This is a genomic window from Rhodococcus sp. IEGM 1379, assembly GCF_030056815.1.
In the GTDB taxonomy this organism is placed as follows: Bacteria; Actinomycetota; Actinomycetes; order Mycobacteriales; family Mycobacteriaceae; genus Rhodococcus_F.
This window is the reverse complement of record NZ_JASHKR010000086.1, coordinates 1-17,284: the sequence shown is the minus strand read 5'-3', so window position 1 is coordinate 17,284 and position 17,284 is coordinate 1. Positions and strand designations below refer to the sequence as shown.

At 61.6% G+C, this 17,284-nt stretch carries 13 protein-coding genes, 2 tRNA genes and 1 pseudogene; 5 read left to right on the top strand and 11 right to left on the bottom strand.

Annotation, left to right across the window (positions count from 1 at the left end):
* The 4 genes from QM600_RS25440 to QM600_RS25425 all read right to left on the bottom strand — a co-directional run.
* On the bottom strand, nt 1-215 hold a 215-nt coding region (locus QM600_RS25440; RefSeq protein ID WP_283264466.1), incomplete at its 3' end, for a nucleoside-diphosphate kinase.
* Nucleotides 216-233: 18 nt separating this feature from the next.
* Complete coding sequence (locus QM600_RS25435) at nt 234-650, bottom strand: DUF4233 domain-containing protein (protein ID WP_283264464.1); 417 nt, start codon at nt 648-650, stop codon at nt 234-236.
* Nucleotides 647-2,026, bottom strand: a complete 1,380-nt coding sequence (gene folC, locus QM600_RS25430) for a bifunctional tetrahydrofolate synthase/dihydrofolate synthase (RefSeq protein WP_283264467.1) — start codon at nt 2,024-2,026, stop codon at nt 647-649. The genes QM600_RS25435 and folC overlap by 4 nt, the downstream gene beginning before the upstream one ends.
* Before the next feature lie 86 nt (nt 2,027-2,112).
* The gene (locus QM600_RS25425; protein WP_283264463.1) at nt 2,113-4,794 is read right to left on the bottom strand and encodes a valine--tRNA ligase; all 2,682 of its coding nucleotides are present in this window, start codon (nt 4,792-4,794) and stop codon (nt 2,113-2,115) included.
* Nucleotides 4,795-4,943: 149 nt separating this feature from the next.
* Between QM600_RS25425 and QM600_RS25420 the strand changes: the two genes are divergently transcribed.
* Complete coding sequence (locus QM600_RS25420; protein ID WP_283264462.1) at nt 4,944-5,633, top strand: hypothetical protein; 690 nt, start codon at nt 4,944-4,946, stop codon at nt 5,631-5,633.
* A gap of 40 nt (nt 5,634-5,673) precedes the next feature.
* On the opposite strand, the gene QM600_RS25415 is transcribed toward QM600_RS25420, so the two are convergent.
* The gene (locus tag QM600_RS25415) at nt 5,674-7,701 is read right to left on the bottom strand and encodes an alpha/beta fold hydrolase (protein ID WP_283264461.1); all 2,028 of its coding nucleotides are present in this window, start codon (nt 7,699-7,701) and stop codon (nt 5,674-5,676) included.
* Nucleotides 7,701-8,309 (bottom strand): GNAT family N-acetyltransferase, encoded by a 609-nt coding sequence (locus QM600_RS25410; protein WP_283264460.1) that lies wholly within the window; start codon nt 8,307-8,309, stop codon nt 7,701-7,703. The genes QM600_RS25415 and QM600_RS25410 overlap by 1 nt, the downstream gene beginning before the upstream one ends.
* 75 nt (nt 8,310-8,384) lie before the next feature.
* Here QM600_RS25410 and QM600_RS25405 point away from each other — a divergent pair, with 75 nt between their 5' ends.
* The 3 genes and pseudogenes from QM600_RS25405 to QM600_RS25395 all read left to right on the top strand — a co-directional run.
* Nucleotides 8,385-10,697, top strand: a complete 2,313-nt coding sequence (locus QM600_RS25405; protein WP_283264459.1) for an FdhF/YdeP family oxidoreductase — start codon at nt 8,385-8,387, stop codon at nt 10,695-10,697.
* A complete protein-coding gene (gene fdhD, locus QM600_RS25400; RefSeq protein WP_283264458.1) occupies nt 10,697-11,557 on the top strand; it encodes a formate dehydrogenase accessory sulfurtransferase FdhD in 861 nt (286 codons plus the stop codon). The genes QM600_RS25405 and fdhD overlap by 1 nt, the downstream gene beginning before the upstream one ends.
* 29 nt (nt 11,558-11,586) lie before the next feature.
* A pseudogene (locus QM600_RS25395) lies at nt 11,587-11,922 on the top strand (beta-glucosidase); the annotation flags it as partial.
* Nucleotides 11,923-12,251: 329 nt separating this feature from the next.
* Here the strand turns inward: QM600_RS25395 and clpX are convergent.
* The 5 genes from clpX to QM600_RS25370 all read right to left on the bottom strand — a co-directional run bounded on the left by clpX (nt 12,252) and on the right by QM600_RS25370 (nt 16,873).
* A complete protein-coding gene (clpX, locus tag QM600_RS25390; RefSeq protein WP_283264457.1) occupies nt 12,252-13,532 on the bottom strand; it encodes an ATP-dependent Clp protease ATP-binding subunit ClpX in 1,281 nt (426 codons plus the stop codon).
* A 281-nt stretch (nt 13,533-13,813) separates the two neighbouring features.
* Entirely contained in the window at nt 13,814-14,476 is a 663-nt protein-coding gene (locus tag QM600_RS25385; RefSeq protein WP_094273965.1) for an ATP-dependent Clp protease proteolytic subunit, read from the bottom strand.
* A gap of 46 nt (nt 14,477-14,522) precedes the next feature.
* Nucleotides 14,523-15,110, bottom strand: coding sequence for an ATP-dependent Clp protease proteolytic subunit (locus QM600_RS25380; RefSeq protein ID WP_094275150.1), 588 nt, complete (start codon nt 15,108-15,110; stop codon nt 14,523-14,525).
* A gap of 201 nt (nt 15,111-15,311) precedes the next feature.
* Nucleotides 15,312-16,685, bottom strand: a complete 1,374-nt coding sequence (gene tig / locus QM600_RS25375) for a trigger factor (protein WP_283264456.1) — start codon at nt 16,683-16,685, stop codon at nt 15,312-15,314.
* A gap of 111 nt (nt 16,686-16,796) precedes the next feature.
* A tRNA-Pro gene (locus QM600_RS25370) sits at nt 16,797-16,873 on the bottom strand.
* A 337-nt stretch (nt 16,874-17,210) separates the two neighbouring features.
* Between QM600_RS25370 and QM600_RS25365 the strand changes: the two genes are divergently transcribed.
* Nucleotides 17,211-17,284 (top strand) — tRNA-Gly (locus tag QM600_RS25365).

Genomic DNA, 17,284 nt, shown 5'->3' with positions numbered 1-17,284 from the left:
ACCAGCGGACCGGAGGTGATGAACTCCAACAAGCTCGGGTAGAACGGACGCTCGGCATGCTCCGCATAGTGGCTGCCAGCCACGTCTTCGGAAGCAACCCGAAGGTCGAGTGCTGCGATGGTAAGGCCCTTGCGCTCGATACGACTAAGGATTTCTCCCACGTATCCACGGGCAACGGCATCGGGCTTGATCAGTACGAGGGTGCGCTCAGTCACGTTAGTCAGCCTAAATGGTCAGTCGCGCTGACCCGGAAGCAGGCCCTTCTCCATTCGCTGCGCGATGTCTCTTCGCAGGTAGACCAGGTAAGCCCAGACGAGGCCGAACACAAGTCCCATCACACCGATCGAGACGTGGATGAAGACGCCGAGGACAAGTAGTACCTGCAAGGCGACGTTGTACCAGATCGCCCAAGACCGTCCCTGGATGCCGCCGCCCAGAATCATCAGCACGCCAAGCCCGATGATGTAGGTACCGCTGAACCAGGTGAGTCCGCCGCCGACAACCTGCACTACCGGAATCGTCAGAAACACCACGATCGACTCGACGATCAGCGTTCCCGCCATGACACCGCGGAAGCCCTTCCACGGATCCTTGGTCGGCGGACCGAACTGCCCATTCGGCGTCGAACTCGGGTCTGACGGGGTACTCACGCTGGGTCCTTTCCGAACAATGTGCGGGCTGCGCCTGCAGTAACCACCGATCCGGTCACCACGACACCGGCCCCGGATACTGCTTCGCCGGGCTCGGCAACCTGCTCCGCCATTTCGATGGCGGTCTCCAAAGCGTCCACCAACAGCGGCGCTACGACGACGCGTTCGTCACCGAACTTGGCGACGGCGATATTCGCGAGTTCCTCGACGTCCATGGCACGCGGCGAGCCGTTGTGGGTCACGACGATCTCGTCGAAGACGGACTCGAACGCCGTCAAGATCGCGTCGACGTCCTTGTCTGCCATGACGCTGACAACTCCGACTAGCTTGCGGAAGTCGAACTCTGCGGCGAGCGCCGCAGCCAGCGCACGCGCACCGTCCGGGTTGTGAGCTGCGTCGAGGAATACCGTCGGCGCGCTCCGAACTCGTTCGAGGCGACCAGGATTGACGACGGAAGCAAACCCGGAGCGGATAGAATCCTGATCGAGCTGGCGATCCGGGCCGGCGCCAAAGAATGCCTCGACTGCAGCCAGTGCGAGCACTGCGTTTCGAGCCTGATGCTCACCGTGGAGCGGCAGGAAGATCTCGGAGTACACGCCGCTGAGTCCCTGAAGTTCCAGCTGCTGCCCACCGACTGCGATCTGGCGGCCGAGCACCTTGAATTCGGAACCTTCACGAGCCACTGCTGCATCGGTCTCGACGGCACGTCGCAGCAGAACCTCCATGACCTCGGGGGTCTGCTCCGCGATGATCGCGACGGTGTCGAGCGGAACCAGGCCTTCGCGGCCCTTCTTGATGATCCCGGCCTTCTCCTCGGCGATTCCGCCGAGGTCACTGCCCAGGTACTCGGCGTGATCGAGGCTGATCGGGGTGATAACCGCGACCTGTCCGTTGATGACGTTGGTGGCATCCCACCGTCCGCCGAGACCGACCTCGACAACGGCAACGTCGACCGGCGCTTCCGCGAATGCGGCGTATGCCATGGCGGTGAGCACCTCGAACTTGCTCATCGCCGGTCCCCCGGCCGCCTCGGACTGCTGATCGATCATCTGCACGTAGGGCTCGATCTCGCGGTACGTGTCGACATAGAGCCGCGGTGAGATCGGGTGACCGTCGATGCTGATCCGCTCGGTGGCGATCTGCAGATGCGGGCTGGTGGTGCGGCCGGTACGACGATGCAGTGCGCTCATGAGCGAATCGATCATGCGCGTCACCGACGTCTTGCCGTTGGTGCCTGTGACATGCACGGCCGGATAGTTGTGCTGCGGTGACCCGAGCACATCCATGAGGGCCTCGATGCGCGTCAGCGACGGCTCCATCTTGGTTTCCGGCCAACGCTTGTCGAGTTCCGCTTCGACCAGCGCCAACTCGGCGATATCTACCGGTGTCGGTACCGCACTGAGCGGTACTGCACCGAAATCTCCGAATTCTGATTCCCCGAACGGCGGGGGCTCTACCGAGCTCACTTGTCGCCCAGCTCCTTCAAACGGTTGGTGATGCGCTCGATCTCCTCGATGGCGATCTGACGACGCGATTTGATCTTGTCGACGACGGCGTCGGGTGCCTTCGCGAGAAACGCTTCATTGGCAAGCTTGTTGTCCGCGGTGACGAGTTCCTTCTGTGCCGCGGTCAGGTCCTTCTCGAGTCGCTTCTTCTCGGCGCCCAGGTCGATGGTGCCGGACGTGTCGATGTCGACAGTCACGGTTCCCTGACTCAGTCGCACCTCCACCGAGATGGAGGCCTCGAAGCCCTCTTCCGGCTCTGTCAGCTTCGCGAGCGCCTGGACGTAGGCGAACTGGCCGTCCAGTCCAGCTTCGGACAGTCCCGATGCCCGAGCCGGCACCTTCTGAGAAGGCTTGAGGCCCTGATCGTTTCGGAAGCGTCGAACCTCGGTGATCAAACGCTGGGTGTCTTCGATCCGGGTAGCAGCCGCGGTGTCGACGGCTTCGCCGGACAGCGTCGGCCAGTCTGCGACGACGACCGACTCGCCGCCGGTCAGCACCTTCCACAGGGTTTCCGTGACAAACGGAATGACGGGGTGCAGCAGACGAAGCAGTGCGTCGAGGACGTTGCCGAGGACAGCGCGGGTGTTGGCCGCGGTGGTCTCGTCACCGGCGAACTGAACCTTGGCCAGTTCGAGGTACCAGTCACAAACCTCATCCCAGGCGAAGTGGAACAGGCCCTCACAGGCCTTGCTGAACTCGTAGCGATCGAACGCCGAATCAGCCTCGGCTGCAACAACGTCCAGACGATCGAGGATCCAACGGTCGGCGTCGGTGAGCTCACTGCGCGCCGGCAGCGGCGCCGGTGCGGCGCCGTTCATGAGCGCGAACTTGGTGGCGTTGAACAGCTTCGTGGCGAAGTTACGCGAGGACTGCGCAGAATCCTCGCCGACCGAGAGGTCGCTACCCGGGTTGGCGCCGCGGGCGAGGGTGAAGCGCAGAGCGTCGGCGCCGAAACGCTCGACCCAGTCCAGCGGATCGATACCGTTGCCACGCGACTTCGACATCTTCTTGCCGAACTGGTCTCGGACCAGACCGTGCAGGAACACGTCCTTGAACGGAACCTGCGGGCCCGACTTACCGGCTCCACTTGTGATCGACTCGTCCTCCGACACGTACGTGCCGAACATCATCATGCGTGCGACCCAGAAGAACAGAATGTCGTAGCCGGTCACCAAAACGCTGGTGGGGTAGAACTTTTCGAGTTCCGCCGTGTTCTCGGGCCAGCCCATCGTCGAGAAGGGCCACAGGCCGGACGAGAACCAGGTGTCGAGAACGTCGGGGTCCTGGACCCAGCCTTCGGGCGCGGTTTCGTCGGGACCGAAGCTGGCAACTTCACCTTCGGGTCCGTACCAAACGGGGATGCGGTGACCCCACCACAGCTGACGCGAAATGCACCAGTCGTGCATGTTGTCGACCCAGTCGAACCAACGCGGTTCCTGGCTTGCCGGATGAATCACGGTGTCGCCGTTACGAACTGCGTCACCGGCAGCCTTGGCCAGGGCCTCAACCTTGACCCACCACTGCAGCGACAAGCGCGGCTCGATGGCTTCACCACTGCGCTCGGAATGCCCGACACTGTGCAGGTACGGGCGCTTCTCGGCTACAACGCGACCCTGCTCGGCAAGTGCCTCACGAACCTTGACACGGGCCTCGAAACGATCCATGCCGTCGAATTCGGTTCCGGTATCGGCGATCTTGCCGGACTTGTCCATGATCGTGGGCATCGGCAGGTTGTGCCGCATACCCATCTCGAAGTCATTGGGATCATGGGCGGGCGTGATCTTGACTGCGCCGGTACCGAACTCGGGGTCGACGTAATCGTCGGCGATGATCGGGATCTGACGGCCGGTGATGGGGTGCTCGAGGGTGGTGCAGAGCAGATGCTTGTAGCGCTCGTCTTCCGGGTGCACGGCTACGGCGGTGTCACCGAGCATCGTTTCGACGCGAGTGGTGGCAACAATCACGTGCGGCTCGCTGTCGTCGAGTGAGCCGTAACGAAGGGAAACAAGCTCACCCTCGACGTCTTCGAACTTGACCTCGATGTCGGAGATCGCGGTCTGCAGCACAGGCGACCAGTTGACCAGGCGCTCGGCGCGGTAGATCAGGCCCTCGTCGAACATCCGCTTGAAAATGGTCTGCACGGAGCGCGAGAGGTTCTCGTCCATCGTGAAACGTTCGCGACTCCAGTCGACGCCGTCACCGATACGGCGCATCTGGCCGCCGATGGTACCGCCGGACTCGCGCTTCCACTCCCAGACCTTCTCGATGAACGCTTCGCGTCCGAGGTCTTCCTTCTTCTTTCCCTCCGCCGCCAGCTGCTTCTCCACGACGGACTGCGTCGCAATACCGGCGTGGTCCATGCCCGGCAGCCACAGAACCTCGAAGCCCTGCATCCGCTTGCGACGGCTCAACACATCCATGAGGGTGTGATCGAGCGCATGGCCCATGTGCAGGCTGCCCGTCACGTTCGGCGGAGGAAGCACGATCGAATAGCCGGGCTTGTCGCTGGACGCGTCGGCCTTGAAGTAGCCCGCATCCACCCAACCCTGATACAAATCAGCCTCTACAGCGCTGGGGTCCCAGCTCTTAGGGAGGGCGTCGGCGGGGGTCTGAGGGTTCTCTGGAGATGCACTGGTCACCACCTGATCTTAGTGACTCCCCCGCTGTGAGCGAATTTGCCCGTCGGGTGGAGCACGGACAGTGTCAGCCGAACGAAGGATACTCACCGATCTGTCCCACTGAAATGATCATTGCGACGGATTACCGGCCATCGATCTTCGGAGGAAACATGTTGAACAAGTTGAGTTCTCGATATCGCGGCGCTCGCGCGTTGGCTGCAGCCGCAACGGTGGGAGCGGCAATTGCCCTCATCGTTCCAGCCACCGCGTCCGCGCAACCGGGAATCGAAGGAAGCGCCGAGGGCGGCATCGCCACGATCAACGGCAGCATCGGCGACGCCGGAAACGATATTGCGAACGGCATCGCCAGCGGCAGCGTCGGCGACATCGCGGACGGTATCGCGACCGGCGATGTCAACGCCGTCCTGGGCGGTCTGGCCGCCGGCGCCACCAGCGCCCGGGACATTGCAAACGGCCTGGCCAACGGCGATCTTCGGGCAGTTCTCAACGGTTTGGCGAGTGGCAGTGGCGGCGGCGGATCGTTTACACCGACACAGGGTTGCAACGCATCGACTATTTCCGGCGGCGCCGGCATCACCAGCACCAAACATCAGATCGGCCGGGGCGGTCCGACCTCCTTCGTTGTGGGTTACGAGACCTACAGCATCCCTGACCTGATCGAGGTGTTCTACGAAGGCAGGCTCATATCGAGCACCGGGTACGTCGGCGACGACATCAACCAGGGAACCGGTGCGCTGGTCGTCAATGTTCCGCCAGGGTTCGCGTCGTCGGTGCTGGTCCGAGTCACCGGCCCCAACTACACCGATTGGAATTACACCGTTCAGTGCCCTGGTGCCTGACCCGTCGTCGGCCTCGTTCGACAGCCGGGGCCGGCGTCGATCAGCCGAGAATCTCCGGGAGCGGCACGTCCTCACCGAGAATGTGCTCGGACAGGAATGCAATCACCACCTCGTACCAGATCTTGGTATGCGCCGGTTTGAGAACCCAATGATTCTCGTCCGGGAAGTACAGGAATCGATGGTCCGTCTTACCGTCCGCGTCGGCCGGCAACCCGGACTCGGCGAGCAGTTCGTACCAGAGTCGTAGCCCTTCGCCGATTGGCACTCGATAGTCTTTGTCCCCGTGAACAACCAGCATCGGGGTATTGATGTCCGCGACGTAAAGGTGGGGCGAGTTCTCGACGGCCATCTCGGGAGTCATCTCCCGCTGCCAGTACCACGCCGAGTCCGTTGTAGGCCCGAACTGGTCCAGCGCCCACAGACTTGCGTGAGTGACAATCGCATCGAACCGATCCGTATGGCCCGCAATCCAATTCGCCATGTAGCCGCCGAAAGAACCACCCATTGCGCCGGTGCGGTTCGGGTCGATCTCGTCGCGCGCTTCGGCGGCGTCCGTGATCGCCATCAGATCAGTGAAGGGCGCTTGGCCCCACTGCCCCCAACCACGCTGCACAAAATCTTGGCCGTATCCCGTGGACAACGCCGGGTCCGGCAGCAGCACCGCGTACCCCTTTGCCACCAACAGCCACGGATTCCATCGCCATGACCACGTATTCCACGAGTTCAGCGGACCACCGTGCACCCACAGCAACAGCGGTACCGGCGAATGAGCCGCGGCGCCCGTCGGCAGCGCCAACCAACTCCGAATCGGGGTCCCGTCCTCTCCTTTGGCACTGATCTCGGTCAGAGTGCCTGGCAATTCCGGCAAGGGGTCCGGTCCTCGTAGGGCCGAAACCTCACCCGTGCGAATGGCAATGCGCACTACGTGCGGCGGTGTTTCGTACGACGCCCGCAACGCGTAAATCGACTCACCGTCGGATGACACTCGGACCTCGTTGTAGGCCGCATCGTCGGTGGTCAACTGGACGGGCTGACCCCACAGGTCAACGGTGAAAACGGGGCCCCGACCGTTGTCGTCCGCAGTCACAACCAACCCGGAACCATCCGAAAGCCACGCCAGCGACGTCGGCCACCGATCCCAGCCTTCGGCGACGGTGGTCTCCGTGGAGGTTTTGAAAACGTAGAGCCCCAAGGAAACTCGCGGCGCAAGTTCCGGAGTTGTCAAAGTTTCACGGATGAAGACAACCTGAGTGCCGTCCGGCGACAGAACCGGACTGTGCACGTCTGCGCTGGCGTCGTCCACCAGAGTGACACGATCACCACTCGCCGTGTCGATACGCACGAGTGTCGAACGACGGGCAGCACCGAGATCTCCGACGGCCCACGTCGATACCGCAAACATGCCGTCGCCACTGATCGAGAGCGTTCCCTCACGCAACGCGCCGCCGGCATCGGGCGTCACGTCCCGCAGTACGACGGCGCCTTCCGAATCCGATTCTCCGACAACCAGATGCGGCTGGTCGGGGCCCAGATCATGATCCCAGTGGCGCACGGGATAACCCGTGTGGAGCATCGCCGTAACCTTGCCGTCTCTACGTGCCTTGCGGATCTCGTCATCGCGGTCGAGAGTGCGCGCCGACGCCATCACCGGTGTGTGTGCAACAAAAGTCGGAGCCGACTTGGCTGCGGTGACACCCGAGATTCCGGAACCGCGAGTACACACCAACTGCGCCTCACCGCCCTCGGCGGGCAGTCGCCACAATGCCGGTTGCGGGGTTTCCTCCCCGGGCACGGAACGTGTTGCGGTGAAAAGGATGTCACCGTCGAAAGCAAATGCTGCGCCGGATTCACTGCTCGTGCCCCAGGTCACTCTGCGAGCAGGCCGACGCCCGGCCGGATCGAACTCCCACAGCGAAGTCACGTACTCGGCACCGGCATCGTCGAGAACAGCCCGCCCGCAGATCAGAACCGAACCGTCGGGCGAAAGTGCGAGGCCGGACAGGCGAGGCAGGGCAATGTAATCGTCCATCTCGTCGAACGGCGTACCGCCATGTAATTCCGGCAACATCACTTCGGTTCCCGCAACATCGGATAGACCATCGGCCCGCCGTTGGGCATCACGATTTCATCCGTCACTTCGAACCCGAAACGGTTGTAGTACGGGATGTTCTCCTTCTTGCTGGATTCGAGATACGCGGGAATCCGATCGCGATCACAGCGGTCGAGTCGCGAGTTCAGCAGCGCCTTGCCGTAGCCGCCGCCGCGCGCGTTGGCTCCCGTACCGATGGTGGCGAGGTACCAGTGCGGCGTTGTCGGGTGAGCCTTCTCGAGGACTCCACCCACTTCTGCACCAACCATGATGCGAGAACCCAAGGCACGTAGGGTAGCCGGGAAACTGATCATGGATTCCCAGGTGGACTGCTTCCAGCGCCCCGGCGGATCCCAGAGCGCCGCGCCGCCGATCACACCGTTGCCGTCGAGCGCCACCTCGGCGCCGCCACCGGCCAGGTGGTGGTATCGAACTTCGGCGTCGAACAACCTGGCCAATCGGCCACGTCGCCCGTCCTCGTCGGGGAGTATCCACGCCATCAACGGATCGTCCTCGAACGCGTCGGCAAGTACTGCTGCAAGAGCAGAAATGTCCGCGGTTTCAGCCGGCCTTACGCTCACACCCATCGTGTCAGCGTACCGGGAGTAGGTGGTTCGACCGCATCCGATGACACGGTCGGTGCTTCAGTCCATGATGGACATATGACGCGCCACGGACCCTCGAAGGATATCGACGAATCGAACCTCGAGATCACGCACCCCAAGGACTACGCGGCCGGAGTGCCCGCAGTTCTCGTCTCGCTGCAACGAGGGATCGAACAGATGGGGGCGCTACGGACCGCGCGCACACTCACGCGGTTGAACCAGCGCCACGGTTTCGACTGCCCCGGCTGCGCCTGGCCCGAAACACCCGGCCACCGCAAGCCGGCAGAATTCTGCGAGAACGGTGCCAAAGCTGTTGCAGAAGAAGCGACCCTGCGCACCGTCACTCCGGAATTTTTTGCCGAACACTCCCTCGCGGATCTGGACGGCAAGACCAACTATTGGCTAGGCCAGCAGGGCCGGCTGACCCACCCGATGGTGCTGACACCCGGCGCCACTCACTATCAACCCATCGACTGGGACGGCGCCTACGCGCTGATCGCGGACCATCTGAAGGGTCTCGACTCGCCTGACGAAGCAGTCTTCTACACGTCGGGGCGCACCTCCAACGAAGCCGCATTCCTGTACCAGTTGATGATTCGCAGCTACGGCACCAACAACATGCCCGACTGCTCGAACATGTGTCACGAGTCCTCCGGCAGCGCACTGACTCAGTCGATCGGCATCGGTAAGGGTTCAGTGACGGTTCCCGACCTCGAGAACGCCGATCTCATTCTGATCGCCGGGCAAAACCCCGGTACCAACCATCCCCGCATGCTCTCCACCTTGGAGAAGGCAAAGGATAACGGCGCCAAGATCATCGCGATCAATCCTCTGCCCGAAGCCGGACTCAAACGCTTCAAGGATCCGCAGAAGGTATCCGGAGTGATCGGCTCAGGCGTCGACATCGCTGACGAGTTCCTACAGATCCGCCTGGGCGGCGACATGGCCCTGTTCCAGGGCCTGGGCAAACTGTTGCTCGAACAGGAAGATCGCGCTCCGGGCACCGTTGTCGACCGCGCGTTTGTCGACGAATACTGCGCGGGCTGGAGCGACTACGAAAAGCACATCCGCGCAGTCGATCTCGACACCGTACTCGAGGCCACCGGTCTGACGATGACACAGCTCGAGGAGACTGCGACTGCGCTCGCACAGTCGGAGCGCACAGTCACCTGCTGGGCTATGGGGCTCACCCAGCAAGCCCACGGAGTCGCCACCATCGAGGAAGCAGTCAATCTTCTCCTGATGCGCGGGATGATGGGCAAGCCCGGCGCCGGAGTATGCCCTGTCCGTGGGCATTCCAACGTGCAGGGCGACCGCACGATGGGCATCTGGGAGAAGATGCCCGAAGAATTCCTGGCCTCGCTCGACACCGAATTTGCAATCAATGCCCCGCGCAAGCACGGCTGGGATACCGTCGACGCGATCCGCGCAATGAATGCCGGCAAGGCAAGTTTCTTCATGGCGATGGGTGGCAACTTCATTCAAGCCAGTCCCGATACCGCAGCGACGGAAACTGCCCTTCGCCAGTGCGAACTCACCGTGCAAGTCTCCACCAAGCTGAACCGCAGCCACGTTGTCCACGGCCAGACTGCGATCATCCTCCCCACACTCGGCCGCACCGATCTGGACATTCAGTCGAGCGGCAAACAGCTTGTGTCCGTGGAAGATTCCATGTCGATGGTGCACCTCTCCCGTGGCCGCCTCACCCCGGTCAGCCCGTACCTGCGCAGCGAAGTCGCCATCGTGTGCCAACTCGCCCGCGAGATACTCGGCGAAGACCACTCGGTGCGGTGGTCCGCATTCGAAGGAAACTACGACCTGATCCGAGACTCCATCTCACGCGTCGTCCCCGGATGCGAAAACTACAACACGCGAGTGCGCCAACCGGACGGCTTCCAACTTCCCCACCCGCCCCGCGATTCACGCGAATTCCGCACCCACACCGGCAAAGCGAACTTCGGAATCAACGAACTGCGCTGGCTACCAACCCCGAGCGGTCGATTGATTCTTCAGACCATGCGCAGCCACGACCAGTACAACACCACCATCTACGGCCTCGACGACCGTTACCGCGGCATCAAGGGTGGACGCAAAGTCATCCTCGTCAATGCAGCCGACATCACCGAACTCGGATTCATCGACGGAGCCCTCGTCGACATCATCTCCGAGTGGACCAGCGCCGACGGAACCCTCGAAGAGCGTCGGGTCACGGATTTCCGTATCGTCTCCTACGACACCCCTCGTGGAAATGCCGCTGCGTACTACCCGGAGACCAACCCCCTGGTTCCGCTCGAACATGTAGCAGCCAAGTCGAATACGCCGGTATCCAAAGGCGTCACCGTTCGGCTCGAACCTGCGGGCGTCCACTGATGGGCCGAGTAACGGCACGAACGCCGGTAGTCCGAATCTCCGGCAATCAGGTTGTACGCAGACCGGACAACCTCGCCGTCGAAGAACCGCTCGAAATGCGCGTCGGCGGGAAGGTTCTGGCGGTGACGATGCGAACACCGGGCAACGACGTCGACCTTGTTCACGGCTTCCTGCTCAGTGAAGGCATCATCGCTACTCGCGACGATGTCAGCGTCGTTCGCTACTGCGACGGCGTCGACGCGAACGGCGCCAACACGTACAACGTAGTGGATATCGCATTGGCTCCCGGTGTGCCGTTACCGGATCCGAGCACGGACCGCAGCACTGTCATCAGCTCCGCGTGCGGAGTGTGCGGAAAGACATCACTCGACGCCGTCCGAACCACGACAAAGCATCCGCTCGTCGGAGACACAACAGCCGTCACGTCCACAACTCTGGGCTCCATGCCCGTCACACTCCGCGCCGGCCAACGAATCTTCGAGCGCACCGGCGGTTTGCATGCGGCCGGATTGTTCACCACCACCGGTGAACTACTCGCTCTCCGCGAAGACGTCGGACGGCACAACGCCGTAGACAAAGTGATCGGCTGGGCAATCACCGACGGCCGAGTTCCCCTCTACGACACCGTCTTGATCGTCAGTGGGCGCGCGTCGTTCGAACTCGTCCAGAAAGCGGTCATGGCTGGAATCCCGATCCTGGGCGCGGTCTCGGCCCCGTCGTCACTGGCCGTAGAACTCGCCCAGGAATCCGGCCTCACGCTCGCCGGATTCATTCGGGGCGACTCGATGAACGTCTACTCGCACCCACATCGCGTCGTGGTTCCGACGAGCATTCAGTCCGACACCTACGGTGGTGAGTAAGACTCACAACTGCCACCAGGAGGACGTACGTGACGGACATCGTCGAACACCAGGTAACCGGACTTTCACTCGAGGACAAAGCGTCATTGACCTCGGGGTCCGATTTTTGGCACAGCCAGGCTGTCTCCGGAATTCCCTCGATGCTGCTGAACGACGGGCCCCACGGCGTACGTAAGCAACCCGAGGGCGGCGACGCGCTCGGATTCGGCCAGAGCATTCCGGCCACTTGTTTCCCGCCGGCTGTCGGACTCGGCTCGTCCTGGAATCTGGACCTCATCCAGACTGTCGGCGAAGCCCTGGGCGACGAGGCAAAGGCCGAATGCGTCTCCGTACTTCTCGGCCCCGGCATCAACATCAAACGGTCCCGTTCACATTGAGTGTTGATTAATACACTCAATGTGAGCGACCGGGTTGCCCCGGCCACGTTCGCCACCATGTGGTGTTCCCGCAGCAATACCGTCCGCCCGCACTACGGCGGGTCTTACGTTTGGTTTCCGTCGGGCATCTTTACCGTCTCGTCCGCAATTCGCCGAAGCTTGTCTGACCGGACCTTCAGCGTCACCGGACAGAACTGCATCAAACAACACAAAACAGTCCTCATTGACCAACAGTTCGAACCCCACAAAATGACTGTGGCCCTGCATCACTCGAAGGAGATGCAGGGCCACAGTCATTTCACGCTGCGAAGCAAGGACTAGGCAGTCTTGTCACGCCGTTCGCCCCGCTCGGGCTTGCGGGGAACGATGGTCGGCAGAACGTTATCGTTGACGGTTTCAGCGGTCACTACAACCTTCTCGACGTCATCGCGACTGGGGATGTCGTACATCACGGGGAGGAGAACCTCTTCCATGATGGCGCGCAAACCACGTGCCCCGGTGCCGCGGAGGATTGCCTGGTCGGCGATCGCATCGAGGGCTTCCTCGGTGAACTCGAGCTCCACACCGTCCATGTCGAAGAGTCGACGGTACTGCTTGACCAAAGCGTTCTTGGGCTCCGACAGAATCTTGACCAACGATTCCTTGTCGAGGTTGGTGACCGACGCGATCATCGGCAGACGCCCGATGAACTCGGGGATCAAACCGAACTTGATCAGATCCTCGGGCATGACCTCCGCGAAACGATCAATCGTGTCCATTTCAGCCTTGGAGCGAACCTCCGCACCGAAACCGATCCCACGCTTGCCGACACGGTCGGACACGATGCGCTCGAGACCGGCAAACGCGCCGGCCACGATGAACAGCACGTTCGTGGTGTCGATTTGGATGAATTCCTGATGCGGATGCTTACGTCCGCCCTGCGGCGGGACGCTGGCCTGCGTACCCTCGAGGATTTTCAGCAGAGCCTGCTGAACTCCTTCACCGGACACGTCCCTGGTGATAGACGGGTTTTCGCTCTTGCGAGCGATCTTGTCGACCTCGTCGATGTAGATGATGCCGGTCTCGGCACGCTTGACGTCGTAATCGGCAGCCTGAATCAGCTTGAGCAAGATGTTCTCGACGTCTTCACCGACGTAACCGGCTTCGGTCAACGCGGTGGCGTCGGCAATCGCGAACGGAACATTGAGCATCTTTGCCAACGTCTGCGCGAGGTACGTCTTACCGCAACCAGTGGGGCCGAGCATCAAGATATTCGACTTTGCGAGTTCTACGGTCTCCCCGCGCACATCGCGGCCCTTGTCGCCGGCCTGAATGCGCTTGTAGTGGTTGTAGACAGCCACTGCAAGTGTCCGCTTGGCGGAATCCTGACCGATGACGTAGTTCTCGAGGAAATCCCGAATCTCTGCAGGCTTGGGCAGCTCGTCGAGCTTGACCTCGCTGGACTCGGCTAACTCTTCTTCGATGATCTCGTTACAGAGGTCGATGCACTCGTCGCAGATGTACACCCCGGGTCCTGCAATGAGCTTTTTGACTTGCTTCTGGCTCTTACCGCAGAAAGAGCACTTGAGCAGATCCCCGCCGTCGCCGATGCGTGCCATCTCGTGAGGTCCCTACTTCCTTCATGTACGTACACTCGCCGCCATTCGATCAGCCGTGACGCTCCGTGGAAATTTCGGAGCACCGATCAAGAACCAGCCCCGTGAAGTGACGGTACCCGCAGATCCGAAGCCGGGTCGACCTGTTCTCGGCGTTTCGCCTGCGAATTGAAAACAACCTTGCCGAAAAGTTGATCAGATCACGTCTGTGAACTGCCACTTCCCGACCAAACCGCCTCGTGTCGAACGGAGAATTCCAATGTTCGACACGAGGCGGAAACGGACTACTTCTGAGCGCTGAGCTTCCGGTACGCCAGAACGTCGTCGATGATGCCGTATTCCTTGGCCTGCTCGGACGTGAGGATCTTGTCGCGATCGGTATCGACGCGAATCGTCCCCGGGTCCTTGCCGGTATGCAGGCCCAAGGTGTTCTCCATGAGGCGACGCATACGCTCGATCTCCGCAGCCTGGATCTCCAGATCGGAGACCTGGCCCTGGATACCGCCGGTGGACGGCTGGTGGATCAGGATGCGCGAGTTAGGGAGCGCAAAACGCTTACCGGGTGTACCACCGGCGAGCAGGACGGCCGCAGCCGACGCGGCCTGGCCGAGGCAGACCGTGCTGATGTCTGCACGCACGTACTGCATCGTGTCGTAGATCGCCATCAGCGCGGTGAACGAGCCACCGGGAGAGTTGATGTACATCGTGATGTCGCGGTCCGGATCCTGAGATTCGAGAACCAGAAGCTGCGCCATCAGATCGTTGGCGGAGACATCGTCGACCTGCGAGCCGAGGAAGATGATGCGCTCCTCGAACAGCTTGTTGTACGGGTCGGACGTCTTGACTCCGTAGCTGGTCTGCTCCGTGAACTGGGGCAGGATGTAGCGCGACTGGGGTGCCGACGGCGCCTGGCCGCCCAGCGAATGAGCTCCGAAAGGATTGGTCATCAGTTCTCCAAAGTATGAATTGGGCAGCAAGGGCAGATGGACCGGCTCAGTTACCGGCGCCGCCGGCCTGGTTTGCACGGGAGACGACGTGGTCGACGAAGCCGTACTCGAGGGCTTCCTTCGCCGTGAACCAGCGGTCACGGTCGGAGTCGGCCGTGATCTGCTCAACCGTCTGACCGGTGTGCTCGGCAATCAGCTCGGCCATCTCACGCTTCGTGTGCTTGAACTGCTCAGCCATGATCGCGATGTCACTGGCGCTACCACCGATACCGGCAGACGGCTGATGCATCATGATGCGAGCGTGCGGCAGGGCGTAACGCTTGCCCTTGGTGCCGGCCGAGAGCAGGAACTGGCCCATCGAAGCGGCAAGACCCATACCGAAGGTCGCGATATCGCATTCCGCGAACTGCATGGTGTCGAAAATGGCCATACCGGCGGTGACGGATCCGCCCGGCGAGTTGATGTAGAGCGAGATGTCCCGCGTCGGGTCCTCGGCCGAAAGCAACAGGATCTGAGCGCAAAGCTTGTTGGCGATGTCGTCGTCGACCTGGGTACCGAGGAAAATGATGCGCTCACGCAGCAAGCGCTCGTATACCGAGTCACTGAGGTTCAACCCAGCTGTCGCGGAAGTCATGGCGGGACTCTGCACAGTCTCCAGATGATTGGAAGTCACGGTACCTGCCTTCTATGTGGATCTTCTTTGCGAAATACTCTTCTGCTGACACAGACACTAACGAAGTAGGGCGGCACCGGAGTCCCGGTGCCGCCCTACTTCGCTCAAAGCGGAAAACTTGTTGCAGTCAATCGTGGTGAAAACACCCGATATTGTGCTTGTTTACTTGTCTTCGCTCTCGGCGGAATCAGACGCTTCTGCGTCAGCTTCTGCCTCGCCGCCACCGAAAAGCTCAGCGGTGTCGACAACAGCTCCGCTGGTGTCAGTGACACCGGCAGCCTCGACGACTGCTGCGAGAGCCTTGCCGCGGCGAACGTCGGCGAACATTGCGCCGAGCTGGTTAGCCTGCTGGATCTGCTGGATGAACTGCTCCGGAGCCATGCCGTAGCGCTGCGCCTGGAACAGGATGCGCTCGGTGAGCTCGTCCTGGCCGACGGTGATGTCGTTGGCATCAGCGATGGAGTCGAGCAGGAGCTGCGTCTTGACGGAGCGCTCAGCGGACTCCAGCGTTTCCTTGTCGAACTCTTCGCGGCTGCTGCCCTGCTCTTCGAGAGCCTTGTTCAGTGCCTCTTCGTCATGGTTGAGACCGTGAACGGCGTCGTGCAGTGCAGCGTCGACCTCAGCCTTGACAACAGCGTCAGGCAGCGGGACCTCGACGGTCTCGAGCAGCTGCTCGAGGACCTTGTCGCGGATCTGGCCGGCCTGCTCGACCTTGCGGACGCGTCCGACGCGCTCGCGGAGGTCTGCCTTCAGTTCTTCGAGGGTGTCGAACTCGCTGGCGAGCTGAGCGAACTCGTCGTCCTCAGCGGGAAGCTCGCGCTCCTTGACCGTCTGCACGGTCACGGTGACAACAGCTTCCTTGCCTGCGAACTCGCCGGCAACCAGAGTCGACGTGAAGTCCTTGGACTCCCCCGCCTTCAGGCCGACGATAGCTTCGTCGAGACCCTCAATCAGCTGGCCCGAACCGACCTCGTGCGACAGTCCGCTGGCGGTTGCCTCGGCAACATTCTCGCCGTCGACGGTGGCCGACAGGTCGATGGAGACGAAGTCGCCGTCTTCGACTGCACGCTCGACACCCGTGAGGGTGCCGAAACGCTGACGCAGCGAGAGCAGCTGCTCTTCGATGGCTTCATCGGTGATCTCGATCGGATCGACCGTGACGTTAATGGAGCTGAAATCCGGGAGTTCGATCTCGGGGCGCACGTCAACCTCGGCCGAGAACTCGAGAACCTCGTTGTCTTCGAGCTTGGTGACCTCGATCTCGGGCTGGCCGATGGCCTTCACGCCGGCGCTGGTGACAGCCTCCGGGTAACGCGACGAGAGAGCGTCGTTGACGACCTGCTCGAGCACAGCGGCGCGACCGACGCGTGCCTCGAGGAGGCGTGCCGGTGCCTTACCGGGGCGGAAGCCGGGGAGACGAATCTGCTGCGCGAGGGCCTTGTAGGCCTTGTCGAAATCAGGCTTGAGTTCCGCGAAGGGCACCTCAACGTTGATACGGACTCGCGTCGGGCTGAGCTGCTCGACGGTGCTCTTCACGAAACTTCGCTCCTTCGTCTGGTCTTGCTCACAACTTGTGTACTGCTGAACTTCTGATCTTTCGCGGCACTTCACCCCTACGCAAGTAGTGGTGAAGTACCGAGTTCGTACTGGTCGGGATGACAGGATTTGAACCTGCGACCCTCCGCTCCCAAAGCGGATGCGCTACCAAGCTGCGCTACATCCCGTTTCTCGAACATACGAAGCAAATCACACGATACGAGCGTCGCTCGCCGGTGACCGGATAGAACCTTATCGCGCTCACTACTCTCTCACGAATCCGCCCACCATTTGTACACGGATGAGAGTTGACACGGATAGACGATGCAACTGGCACGGTGGAACTGTCGAACGGCGGGGTGTTCACCCACAGGCACACCCTGACGCACCTGAGAAAACCAGCCCTGTGAACATTTTGCCTGGCGAGAGCGTTACCGACCCCCGATTTTGAATTCGAGACAGCCATTGGGTACAGTTTCGAATCGCAGACGACGAACACGGCGATCCCGGGTTTCTCGTATGCACGGGGATGTAGCTCAATGGTAGAGCCTCAGTCTTCCAAACTGATCACGCGGGTTCGATTCCCGTCATCCCCTCCA

Excerpts from the sequence above, each read along its gene's own strand:
- QM600_RS25420 (WP_283264462.1), top strand. The coding sequence starts at position 4,944 with ATGTTGAACAAGTTGAGTTCTCGATATCGCGGCGCTCGCGCGTTGGCT.
- QM600_RS25415 (WP_283264461.1), bottom strand. The coding sequence starts at position 7,701 with ATGTTGCCGGAATTACATGGCGGTACGCCGTTCGACGAGATGGACGAT.
- QM600_RS25410 (WP_283264460.1), bottom strand. The coding sequence starts at position 8,309 with ATGGGTGTGAGCGTAAGGCCGGCTGAAACCGCGGACATTTCTGCTCTT.
- QM600_RS25405 (WP_283264459.1), top strand. The coding sequence starts at position 8,385 with ATGACGCGCCACGGACCCTCGAAGGATATCGACGAATCGAACCTCGAG.
- fdhD (WP_283264458.1), top strand. The coding sequence starts at position 10,697 with ATGGGCCGAGTAACGGCACGAACGCCGGTAGTCCGAATCTCCGGCAAT.
- clpX (WP_283264457.1), bottom strand. The coding sequence starts at position 13,532 with ATGGCACGCATCGGCGACGGCGGGGATCTGCTCAAGTGCTCTTTCTGC.
- QM600_RS25385 (WP_094273965.1), bottom strand. The coding sequence starts at position 14,476 with ATGACCAATCCTTTCGGAGCTCATTCGCTGGGCGGCCAGGCGCCGTCG.
- QM600_RS25380 (WP_094275150.1), bottom strand. The coding sequence starts at position 15,110 with ATGACTTCCGCGACAGCTGGGTTGAACCTCAGTGACTCGGTATACGAG.